The following is an 11,439-nucleotide window of genomic DNA, read 5'->3' on the forward strand; positions in this document are numbered from 1 at the left end:
ATGACCGACACTCCGCAGCGCAATCCCATCAGCCCCACCGTCGAGTTCGAGCAAGACGGGGTGCAGCACGGCTATCTGCGCCTGCCCTATTCGCGCGACGATTCGGCCTGGGGCGCGGTGATGATTCCGATCAGCGTGGTGAGGAACGGCGCGGGGCCCACCGCGCTGTTCACCGGCGGCAACCACGGTGACGAATACGAGGGCCCGCTGGCGCTGAGCAAGTTGGCCTGCAGCCTCGATCCGGCGCGCGTGCATGGGCGGGTGATCATCGTCCCGTTCATGAACGCCCCGGCGGTGTGGTCCGGCACCCGAACCTCGCCGATCGACCGGGGCAACCTGAACCGCAGCTTCCCTGGTCGCCCCGATGGCAGCGTGACGCAGAAGATCGCCGACTACTTCCAGCGCAGCCTGCTGCCGCTGGCGGACCTGGTGCTGGATATCCATTCCGGCGGCAAAACCCTCGACTTCCTGCCGTTCGCCGCCTGCCACGTATTACCCGACAAGGCCCAGCAGGCGCGCTGCGAGGCCGGCATGCGAGCGTTCGCGGCGCCTTACTGCATGCGCATGCTGGAGCAGGACGCGCTGGGCATGTACGACACCGCGGCAGAAGCGCAGGGCAAGGTGTTCGTCACCACCGAGCTCGGCGGTGGCGGCTCCATCAGCGCCAGGACGTTGGCCATCGCCGAGCGTGGCGTGCGCAATCTGCTGATTCATTTCGACATGCTCGACGGCGAAATCGAACCGGCCGATTCGGTGTTGCTGGACATGCCGGATGCCGATTGCTACGTATGCAGCGAGAGCGATGGCCTGCTCGAGCTGTGCAAGGAGCTGGGCGAGGCCGTTCAGGCCGGCGAACTGGTGGCGCGGGTACATGACGCGCGTCGTACCGGTGTGGCGCCGGTGGAGTACCGGGCTCGGCGGGGCGGCCTGCTCAGCGCTCGGCACTTTCCGGGGCGGGTGCAGAGTGGCGACACGCTGGCGGTGATTGCCGAGGTGGTGCGGTGACCAGGCTGACTGCGCGCCGGAGCGTGCCGGCTCGCGGGGAGGAATCATGCACAAGCTCGATCGCTATGACCTGAAGATCCTGCGCATCCTCTCCGAGGACGGGCGGATCACCAAGTCGGCGCTGGCCGAGGCGATCAACCTGTCGGTGACCCCGGCCTGGGAGCGGGTACGCAAGCTCGAGGCTGCTGGGTTGGTGCGCGGATATCATGCGCTGATCGATTGGGGCGCGCTGTTTCGCACCCAGCAGGTGCTGGTGGAGATCAGCCTGGCGCGGCACACCGCGCAGAACATGCGCCGTTTCGAACAGCGTCTGGCCGAGGCCCCGGAGGTCGCCTTCTGTTATGCCACGGGCGGCGGCGTCGACTACATCGCGATGATCCGCGCGCGCGACATCGATCACTACCAGCGCTTCATCGACACGTTGCTGTTGGAAGATCTGGGCATCGAGCGCTACTACACTTATATCGTCACCAAGAACGTCAAGCGCGACGAGAGCGGTGTCCCGGCGGGGCTTGATGATGAGCGCCTTTCGGCCTCGTGAAGCGAGGCGTTCTGACCGGCGCGGCTGTACCCTGGCCCGGTTTATCACTAGAATGCGCGCCGCCTTGGCCCTGTCGGCCCGGCAAATGGGTTCCCTCACCCCATCACTTCCAAAAAAGGACAAGGCAACATGCTGCAGATTTCGTCGTCGGTCCGTCGTGCCACCCTGGCCGGCCTGATCGCTTTTCACATCCTGATCATCATCGCCAGCAATTATCTCGTGCAACTGCCGATCACCCTGTTCGGCTGGCACACCACCTGGGGGGCGTTCAGCTTTCCGTTCATCTTCCTGGCTACCGACCTGACCGTGCGCCTGCTCGGCAAGGGCCCGGCGCGGCGTGTAATCGCCCAGGTCATGGTGCCTGCGCTGGTGGCGTCCTACGTGGTCTCTGTGCTGTTCCATCAGGGCGCGTTCAGTGGTTTCGCGGCGTTGGGCGAGTTCAACCTGTTCGTGTTCCGCATTGCCATTGCCAGCTTCCTCGCCTACGTCTTGGGTCAGATTCTCGACATCCAGGTGTTCGACCGGCTGCGGCGGCTGCGCCAGTGGTGGGTCGCGCCGACGACCTCCACGATATTCGGCAATCTGCTGGATACCTTCGTATTCTTCTCCATCGCCTTCTGGCACAGCGACGACGCCTTCATGGCGGCCAACTGGGTGGAGATCGCCAGCGTCGATTACGTGATCAAGCTGGCCATCAGCCTGGCGCTGTTCGTGCCGCTCTACGGCATGCTGCTCAACGCCATCGTGCGCATGTTGCCGCAGCAGAAGAGCGTCACGGTGTAAGCGGGAAATCCGGTAAGAGCCGATAAGAGCCGATAAGAGCGCTGGAGGCTGGAAGGCTGGACGAAGGGCGCCCACCATCCCGTTTCTTCTCCGGGTGGAAAACGGCGCAGCCTTTTCCACGCTGCCTGTAGCCTTCCAGCCTTCCAGCCTTTTCCCGTTTCACCCCCGGCAAACAGAAAGAACCCCCAGCGCCCCGCCGCGCTACGGAAAAAACACCAAGCCGCCTTTCCCTAGCATGTCTCCCATGCCACTCGGCCGGAGACGTTGCCATGTCGCTCAAGCATCCTCTGCTGTTCAAATCCCTTTGCTACATAGATGGGCAGTGGGTTCACAGTCGCAGCGGCGCCAGCATCGCCGTGCAGAATCCCGCCAACCAGGCCGAGATTGCTCACGTGCCGATGCTCGAACGCGAGCAGATCGTCGCCACGGTGGACGCTGCCGAGCGTGCCTTCGCGAACTGGCGCAGGCAAAGCCTGGGCGAACGCGCGGTGCTGTTGCAGCGCTGGGCCGAGCTGATCCTGCAGCATCAGCAGGACCTGGCGGTCATCCTCAGCGAAGAACAGGGCAAGCCCCTGGCGGAAGCGCGTGGCGAGATTCGCTATGCCGCCAGTTTCATCCCCTGGTTCGCCGAGGAGGCCCGGCGCCTCTATGGCCGGACCATCCCAAGCCATATCGTCGATGCCGAGTTGAGCACCTTGAGGGAGCCGGTCGGCGTTTGCGCCCTGCTCACCCCGTGGAATTTCCCCAGCGCGATGATCACCCGCAAGGCTGCGGCAGCGCTTGCGGCCGGCTGCACCGTGGTGGTCAAGCCGGCGCACGAGACCCCCTATTCCGCCTTCGCCCTGGCCCAGCTCGCCGAAGAAGCCGGCCTGCCGCCTGGGGTCTTCAATGTGGTGCTGGGCGAGCCGCAGATGGTCATGGAGACCCTGATGGCGGATCCGCGCGTGCGTTCGGTGAGCTTCACCGGCTCGACCCGGGTCGGTCGCCTGATACTGGCCGCTGCTGCGCCCGGGGTGAAGAAGGTGGCGCTGGAGCTGGGCGGCAATGCACCGGTGATCGTCTGCGAAGACGCCGACCTCGATCATGCGGTGCAGGTGGCCATGGCCGCCAAGTTCCAGACCTCCGGCCAGGATTGCTGCGCGGCCAACCGCATCCTCGTCCAGCGCCCGCTCTACGAAGCCTTCCTGACGCGCTTCGCCCTTGCAGTGCGTGCGTTGCGCGTCGGCCCCGGCCTCGATGAGCGCAGTCAGATCGGTCCGCTGATGCACCAGGCGGCGTTCGACGCCACCGCTGCGCGGGTCGCCGATGCGCTGGAAAAAGGCGCTCGGCTGCTGGCCGGCGGCGAGCCCCACGCGCTCGGCGGCTGGTTCTGGCAGCCGACGCTACTGGCCGACGTCAGGCCCGACATGCGCATCTATCGCGAGGAGAACTTTGCACCGATCGCCGGCGTGCTGCCGTTCGACAGCCTGGACGAGGCAGTCACCCTGGCCAACGACACCGAATACGGGCTGGCGGCCTATATCTGCTCGAATCGGCTGGACGTGGTCCACCCGCTCATCCGTGGGCTCGATCACGCAATGGTCGCGGTCAACGGCACCCGGTTCACCGGCCACCCGATCCCCTTCGGCGGCATGAAAGCCTCCGGCCTCGGCCGTGAAGGCGGCAGCGAAGGCTTCGAGCCCTTCGTCGAGACCAAGTACGTCTGCATCCATCACCAGGGCCAGCGATACGAACGCTGAACCTCGCTACGAGCATGCCGGCTGAGCGCAGCCTGCATGGCCAAACCGGATCATCCCTTTCCCGCCGGGACAGGGTCGGGATGGGGCCACACGGCCCCTCTCAACACCGCAAAAGGAGAAGCCCATGAGCCACGACTACGACGCGCTGTTCGCCCAGGACCGGGCCCACTTCATGCACCCGTCCACCCATGCCCATGACCATGCCAGCGGGGCGCTCAAAGGCCGCATCGTCACCGGCGCGTCGGGTATCCGCATCCGTGACCACGAAGGTCGCGAGTTCATCGACGCCTTCGCCGGCCTGTATTGCGTGAACATCGGCTACGGCCGCACCGAAGTCGCCGAGGCCATCTACCAGCAGGCCAAGGAGCTGGCCTACTACCACACCTACGTCGGCCACTCGACCGAGGCCATCATCGAGTTGTCGCGGCGCATCATCGACTGGGCGCCCGAGGGCATGAAGAAGGTCTACTACGGGCTGTCCGGCTCGGATGCCAACGAGACCCAGATCAAGCTGGTGCGCTATTACAACAACGTGCTGGGCCGCCCGCAGAAGAAAAAGATCATTTCCCGCCAGCGTGGTTATCACGGCTCGGGAATCATGACCGGCAGCCTGACCGGCCTGGCCAGCTTTCATCAGCATTTCGATCTGCCGCATGCGGACATCAAGCACGCCGCCTGCCCGCACTTCTACAAGGCGCCGGCGGGCATGGACGAAGCCGCTTTCGTGCGTCATTGCGTCGAGGACCTGGAGCAACTGATCCAGCGCGAAGGGCCGGACACCGTCGCTGCCTTCATCGGCGAACCGGTGATGGGCACCGGCGGCATCATCGTCCCGCCCAAGGGTTACTGGGCGGCGATCCAGGCGGTGCTGGCGAAATACGACATCCTCCTGATCGCCGATGAGGTGGTCTGCGCCTTCGGCCGTCTGGGCACCCCGATGGGCAGCCAACTGTTCGGCATCAAGCCGGACCTGATCACCACCGCCAAGGGGCTGACCAGCGCCTACGCGCCGCTATCGGCGGTGATCGTCGGGGAACAGGTTTGGGATGTCATCGAGGAAGCCTCCACTCGCGACGGTGCCATGGGGCATGGCTGGACCTATTCCGGGCATCCGATCTGCGCCGCCGCGGCGCTGGCGAATCTGGATATTCTCGAACGTGAGAACATCCCCGGCAACGCCGCCGAGGTGGGCGCCTACCTCAATGCGCAGCTGCGCCAGACGTTCGACGATCATCCGCTGGTCGGCGAGGTACGCGGCATCGGCATGCTCGCAGCGCTCGAGTTCATGGCTGACCGCAAGGCCCGTACGCCCTTCGATGCCGCATTGAAGGTGGGCCCGCGCGTTTCGGCTGCCTGTCTGGAGCGCGGGATGATTGCCCGTGCGATGCCGCATGGCGACATCCTCGGCTTCGCCCCGCCACTGGTATTGACTCAGGCGGAGGCGGATCAGGTCATCGAGATCGCCAAGAGCGCGGTGGACGCGGTGGCGGCCGAGGTGCTCTGAGCACACCTGGTCGCCCTCAGAAGAAGGTCAGGCCGGCCTGGAACAGCCGTTCCACGTCGCGGATATGCTTCTTGTCGACCAGGAACAGGATCACGTGATCGCCCGATTCGATGACCGTGTTGTCGTGGGCGATCAGCACCTCCTCGTCGCGAATCACCGCGCCGATGCTGGTGCCGGGCGGCAGGGCGATCTTGCCGATGGCGCGGCCGACCACCTTGCTCGAGCGCGAATCGCCGTGGGCGATCACTTCGATGGCTTCCGCCGCGCCCCGGCGCAGCGAGTGGGCGCTGACGATGTCGCCACGGCGCACGTGGGTCAGCAGCGTGCCGATGGTGGCCAGCTGCGGGCTGATGGCGATATCGATCTCGCCGCCCTGGACCAGATCGACATAGGCCGGGTTGTTGATGATGCACATCACCTTGCGCGCGCCGAGGCGCTTGGCCAGCAACGACGACATGATGTTGGCCTCGTCGTCGTTGGTCAGCGCGAGGAAGACGTCGGCGTCGTTGATGTTCTCTTCCACCAGCAGGTCGCGATCCGAGGCGCTGCCCTGCAGGATGATGGTGCTGTCGAGGGTATCCGAGAGGTAGCGGCAGCGTGCCGGGTTCATCTCGATGATCTTCACCTGGTAGCGACTTTCGATGGCTTCGGCCAGACGCTCGCCGATGTGCCCGCCACCGGCAATGACGATCCGCCGGTAGGAATCGTCGAGGCGGCGCATCTCGCTCATCACCGCGCGAATATGCCCGCGGGCGGCGATGAAGAACACCTCGTCGTCGGCCTCGATCAGCGTATCGCCCTGGGGCAGGATCGCCTGGTTGCGACGGAAGATCGCTGCCACACGGGTGTCCACATTGGGCATGTGCTTGCGCAGCTGGCGCAACTCCTGGCCCACCAGCGGCCCACCGTAGTAAGCCCGCACCGCCACCAATTGCGCCTTGCCTTCGGCGAAGTCGATCACCTGCAGCGAGCCGGGATACTCGATCAGGCGCTTGATGTAGTTGGTCACCACCTGCTCCGGGCTGATCAGTACGTCGACCGGAATCGCCTCGTTGCTGAACAGGCCTGAGCGGGTCAGGTACGCCGACTCGCGCACCCGCGCAATCTTGGTCGGGGTGTGGAACAGGGTATAGGCCACCTGACAGGCGACCATGTTGGTCTCGTCGCTGTTGGTCACCGCCACCAGCATGTCGGCGTCGTCCGCACCGGCTTGGCGCAGCACGGTGGGAAACGAGCCGCGGCCGACCACGGTGCGGATGTCCAGGCGATCACCGAGATCGCGCAGGCGATCGGCATCGGTGTCGACCACGGTGATGTCGTTGGCTTCGCTGGCGAGGTTTTCGGCAAGCGTGCCGCCTACCTGCCCTGCACCGAGAATGATGATCTTCACGCGATCACTCCTGAAAGGCGGCAGGCCGCCGCGTCCATGATTGGCCGAAGCGTTCCGCCTGGCTCATTTACCGATTCTGGCCGCTGGGTTGGGCCGCGATTTTGATCAGTTTGGCGTAATAGAAACCGTCGTGGCCGTTTTCCTGTGGCAGTAACTGGCGCCCATGGGATTGTCCGATACCGAAACTGCTCGGCAAATCCAGCTCACGGGCGCCGGGCATGCGCGCCAGGAAGGCTTCGATCACCTCGCGGTTTTCGGTCGGCAGCACCGAGCAGGTGGCGTACAGCAGCACGCCACCGACCGCCAGCGTCGGCCAGAGCGCATCGAGCATTTCGCCTTGCAGGGCCGCCAGCGGTGCGATGTCGTCGGCCTGACGGGCCAGCTTGATGTCCGGATGACGACGGATGACGCCGGTCGCCGAACAGGGTGCATCGAGCAGGATCCGCTGGAACGGTTGGCCATCCCACCAGACCGCGGTCGCGCGGGCATCGGCCGCGACCAATTTGGCCTGCAACTGCAGGCGGTCGAGATTTTCCTGAACGCGCTGCAGGCGCTTCGGCTCCAGATCCAGCGCGACGACCTCCGCCAGCCCCGGCTCGCGCTCGAGGATGTGGCAGGTCTTGCCGCCGGGCGCGCAACAGGCGTCCAGCACGCGCTGCCCCGGGGCGAGATCGAGCAGCCCGGCCGCCAGCTGCGCGGCTTCGTCCTGCACACTGACGCGCCCTTCGGCAAAACCCGGCAATTGGGTGACGTCGCAGGCCGTGGCCAGGCGGATGCCGTCCTCGCTGTGGGCGCAGGGAAAGGCTTCGAGGTTGGCGGCCTGCAGTTCGCCGAGATAGGCGTCGCGATCGACTTGGCGACGGTTGACCCGCAGCATCATCGGCGGATGGATGTTGTTCGCCGTGCAGATCGCCTGCCAGTGCTCGGGCCAGTGCGCCTTCAAGGATTTCTGCAACCAGCGCGGATGGGCGAAGCGAATCACCGGGTCGCGCTCCAGTTCTGCGAACAGCGCCTCGCCGTCACGCTGGGCATTGCGCAGCACCGCGTTGAGCAGGCCCTTGGCCCACGGCTTCCTCAGCTTTTCCACGCAGCCGACGGTTTCGCCGATGGCGGCATGCGGCGGGATGCGGGTGTAGAACAACTGGTAGAGACCGACCAGCAGCAGGGCTTCGACATCGCGGTCGGCGGACTTGAATGGCTTTTGCAGCAGACGTTCGGCGAGGCCGGCCAGGCGCGGTTGCCAGCGTGCGGCGCCGAACGCCAGTTCCTGGGTCAGGCCGCGGTCACGCGCGTCGACCTTACCCAATACATCCGGCAGGCTGCTGTTCAGCGAGGCCTTGCCGGACAGCACGACGGCTAGCGCGCGTGCTGCGGCGAGACGCGGATTCATCGACATTATTCGAACGCCTTGCCAACGGCAAACTGTTCGCGGCGGCTATTGAACAGGTCGCTGACGGCCAGTGCCTTGCCGCCAGGGAGCTGCAGACGAGTGAGCGTCAGCGAACCCTCGCCACAGGCAACCTCCAGGCCGTCCTTGCTTGCTTCGATGATCCGGCCTGGCGCGCCCTGACCGGTGGATAGATGCGCGGCGTGAATTTTCACCGGGGCGCCGTCGAGGCTGCTATGGCAAATCGGCCAGGGATTGAACGCCCGCACCAGGCGCTCAAGCTCAACTGCGGGGCGCTGCCAGTCGAGGCGAGCTTCGTCCTTGTTCAGCTTGTGCGCATAGGTAGCCAGGCTGTCGTCCTGGACTTCGCCTCTCAGTGTGCCGGCTTCCAGCGCCGCTGCCGCCTCGATCACGGCGCGCGAGCCGAGTTCGGCCAGGCGATCATGCAGGGTGCCGCCCGTATCCTCACGGGTAATCGGCGTGCTGACCTTGAGCAGCATCGGCCCGGTATCCAGCCCTGCTTCCATTTGCATGACGGTGACACCTGATTCGGTATCGCCTGCTTCAATGGCACGCTGAATCGGCGCTGCGCCACGCCAACGTGGCAACAACGAGGCATGGCTGTTGATACAGCCCAGGCGCGGCATGTCCAGAACGGCCTGCGGCAGGATCAAGCCATAGGCGACCACGACCATCAGGTCCGCCTGCAAACCATCCAGCTCTGCCTGGGCAGCCGGGTCGCGCAGGGTCTGGGGTTGATACACAGGTATGGCGTGCTGCAGCGCCAACTGCTTGACCGGGCTGGGCATCAGTTTCTGGCCACGACCTGCCGGGCGATCCGGCTGCGTATACACCGCCACGACCTGACGCTTGGCGGCGAGCAGGGCTCGCAAATGCTGAGCGGCGAATTCCGGCGTGCCGGCGAAAACGATGCGCATAGGCATAGATAGAAGGACTCATATGGGGTAGGGGACGGGGTCACCCCCGTCACCCTCTCACACCACCGGACATGCGGTTGCGCATCCGGCGGTTCATTGCACACACTGGAGTCGTCGCAGCGTATCGAGCAGCGACACCAGACCTGATCGATCAAGGAAGGACTTCGGGAACGCGTGGTTCAGGTGGCTTGCGCCACGGTTCCACCACGGCCCGTGTTGGTTGCAGGCCGAGGGAAATGCCCGCTCCTCCGTCAGTCCTGCCTTCATCACGTTCTCGGCGCGAGTATAGGGGTGTTTCCACTGCCGCCACAGGATGCAGCGCAGTTTGCGCCTGATCCAGTCTCCAACTCTTCCAGCGCCTGCTTGGTTTCGGCCAGCTTGAAATACGCTATCCAGCCACGCAAGACCGGCACGCAAGACCGGGTTGAGTTCGGCGATGACTTTTTTCAGGCTGCGCCCTAGCGCCCTTGGGCACCTTGGCGCACTTCCCGGATCTTGTCGTCCAGCCGTTCCAGGCTGGCCGGCGCAACCTTCAGCTTCGGGGCCTTGTGCCACGTCAGGCTGTAGCCCAGACGTCCTCTTCCACGGTTCGGCGACCGCGCTCCTGGCCGCATTGACCCTAAGCTTGAGCGCGTCCGCCCGAAACCGGGTAATGCTCGCCATCGGCCGCTCACCGGCACGGTCGCCCCTGCGGTCAGCGCTCTGTCAGGCTGCCTTGCGGATGGCGTCGGCCAGGCGCTCGATCATCGCGTCGATATGCTCACGCTCGACGATCAGCGCCGGTGACAAGGCAATGGTGTCGCCGCTGGCGCGCGCCAGCAGACCGTCCTCGAAGCATTGACGGAACACCTCGTAGCCACGCTTGCCGACGCCGTCCGCATGGGCTGCGAACTGGATGCCGGCCACCAGCCCAACCGTACGGATATCGGTCACGTTGGGCAGTCCCTGGAGGCTGAACAGGGCATCCTGCCAGTAATCTTCGATCTCGATGGCTTTCTGGAACAGGTTCTCCCGCTGATAGATCTCCTGGGTCGCGAGGGCCGCTGCGCAGGCCACCGGGTGGCCGGAATAGGTGTAGCCGTGGAAGAACTCGATGGTGGCTTCCGGGCCTTGCATGAAGGCCTGGTGAATCTGCTCGTCGACCAGCACCGCGCCCATGGGAATCGCACCGTTGGTCAGCCCCTTGGCGCAGGTGAGAATATCCGGCGTGACGCCCCAGCGCTGGGCGGCGAAGGCCTCGCCGACCCGCCCGAAGCCGGTAATCACTTCATCGAAGATCAGCAGGATGCCATGCTTGCGGGTGATCTCGCGCAAGCGCTGCAGATAACCCTGCGGCGGCAGAATGACCCCAGCGGAGCCGGACATCGGCTCGACGATCACGGCGGCAATATTTTCCGCCCCATGCAAGGTGACCAGTCGTTCCAGTTCGTCGGCTCTTTCCGCGCCGTGCTCAGGCAGGCCGCGGCTGAATGCGTTGCGTTGCAGGTCGAGCGTGTGCGGCAGGTGGTCGACGCCTGGTAATAGCGCGCCAAAGGCCCTGCGGTTGTTGGCCATGCCGCCGACCGAAATGCCGCCAAAGCCGACGCCGTGATAGGCCAGTTCGCGGCCGATCAGGCGGGTTCGGCTGCCTTGGCCGATCGCCCGCTGATAGGCCAGGGCGATCTTCAATGCGGTGTCGACCGACTCCGACCCGGAGTTGGTGAAGAATACCCGGTTCAGCCCGGCCGGGCTGATCTGCGCCAGCCGCTCGGCCAGTTCGAAGGGCAGCGGGTGTCCCATCTGGAAGGTCGGTGCGAAATCCAGCTGGGCGATCTGCCGACTCACCGCAGCGGTGATCTCGCGGCGGCCGTGGCCGGCGTTGCAGCACCAGAGCCCGGCGGTGCCATCGATCACCTGACGGCCATCGGTGTCTGTGTAATACATGCCCTCGGCGCGCTCCAGCAGGCGCGGACTGCCCTTGAACTGACGGTTGGCGGTGAAGGGCATCCAGAAATGTTCGGCAGATGTGGCGTGATCGAGGGCCATGACTAGCTCCGGCAGGGCGACGGGTTCGACGGCTATGCTGGAGCGCGACATCACCCGAGCGCCCAGCGGTTTTGCCGAGTCTATGTTTAATAAAACGAACAAAACAAGGTAGAAAGCCGCTGCTGCG

The 11,439-nt window shown here is 65.0% G+C and carries 10 protein-coding genes; 5 read left to right on the forward strand and 5 right to left on the reverse strand.

Annotation, left to right across the window (positions count from 1 at the left end):
• From doeB to NA637_RS01855, 5 genes are all read left to right on the forward strand, one after another.
• Positions 1–1,005: a N(2)-acetyl-L-2,4-diaminobutanoate deacetylase DoeB gene (gene doeB / locus NA637_RS01835; RefSeq protein ID WP_256070726.1), complete on the forward strand. Its 1,005-nt coding sequence runs from the start codon at positions 1–3 to the stop codon at positions 1,003–1,005.
• A 46-nt stretch (positions 1,006–1,051) separates the two neighbouring features.
• The gene (locus NA637_RS01840) at positions 1,052–1,546 is read left to right on the forward strand and encodes an Lrp/AsnC family transcriptional regulator (RefSeq protein ID WP_256070727.1); all 495 of its coding nucleotides are present in this window, start codon (positions 1,052–1,054) and stop codon (positions 1,544–1,546) included.
• A gap of 129 nt (positions 1,547–1,675) precedes the next feature.
• The gene (locus NA637_RS01845; RefSeq protein WP_256070728.1) at positions 1,676–2,329 is read left to right on the forward strand and encodes a 7-cyano-7-deazaguanine/7-aminomethyl-7-deazaguanine transporter; all 654 of its coding nucleotides are present in this window, start codon (positions 1,676–1,678) and stop codon (positions 2,327–2,329) included.
• Positions 2,330–2,598: 269 nt separating this feature from the next.
• Positions 2,599–4,068 (forward strand): NAD-dependent succinate-semialdehyde dehydrogenase, encoded by a 1,470-nt coding sequence (locus tag NA637_RS01850; protein ID WP_256070729.1) that lies wholly within the window; start codon positions 2,599–2,601, stop codon positions 4,066–4,068.
• 124 nt (positions 4,069–4,192) lie between these two features.
• Entirely contained in the window at positions 4,193–5,572 is a 1,380-nt protein-coding gene (locus tag NA637_RS01855; RefSeq protein ID WP_256070731.1) for an aspartate aminotransferase family protein, read from the forward strand.
• Positions 5,573–5,588: 16 nt separating this feature from the next.
• On the opposite strand, the gene trkA is transcribed toward NA637_RS01855, so the two are convergent.
• From trkA to NA637_RS01875, 5 genes are all read right to left on the reverse strand, one after another.
• On the reverse strand, positions 5,589–6,962 hold the full coding sequence (gene trkA / locus NA637_RS01860; RefSeq protein ID WP_256070732.1) for a Trk system potassium transporter TrkA: 1,374 nt from the start codon (positions 6,960–6,962) through the stop codon (positions 5,589–5,591).
• 67 nt (positions 6,963–7,029) lie between these two features.
• Positions 7,030–8,352, reverse strand: a complete 1,323-nt coding sequence (gene rsmB / locus NA637_RS01865; protein ID WP_256070828.1) for a 16S rRNA (cytosine(967)-C(5))-methyltransferase RsmB — start codon at positions 8,350–8,352, stop codon at positions 7,030–7,032.
• A gap of 5 nt (positions 8,353–8,357) precedes the next feature.
• The gene (fmt, locus tag NA637_RS01870) at positions 8,358–9,287 is read right to left on the reverse strand and encodes a methionyl-tRNA formyltransferase (protein ID WP_272888889.1); all 930 of its coding nucleotides are present in this window, start codon (positions 9,285–9,287) and stop codon (positions 8,358–8,360) included.
• 266 nt (positions 9,288–9,553) lie between these two features.
• Complete coding sequence (locus tag NA637_RS25605) at positions 9,554–9,700, reverse strand: group II intron maturase-specific domain-containing protein (RefSeq protein WP_423836695.1); 147 nt, start codon at positions 9,698–9,700, stop codon at positions 9,554–9,556.
• A 292-nt stretch (positions 9,701–9,992) separates the two neighbouring features.
• Positions 9,993–11,312: an aspartate aminotransferase family protein gene (locus NA637_RS01875; RefSeq protein WP_256070734.1), complete on the reverse strand. Its 1,320-nt coding sequence runs from the start codon at positions 11,310–11,312 to the stop codon at positions 9,993–9,995.
• Positions 11,313–11,439 lie beyond the last annotated feature (127 nt).

The sequence above is a fragment of the Stutzerimonas stutzeri genome (assembly GCF_024448935.1).
GTDB lineage: Bacteria > Pseudomonadota > Gammaproteobacteria > Pseudomonadales > Pseudomonadaceae > Stutzerimonas > Stutzerimonas stutzeri_AO.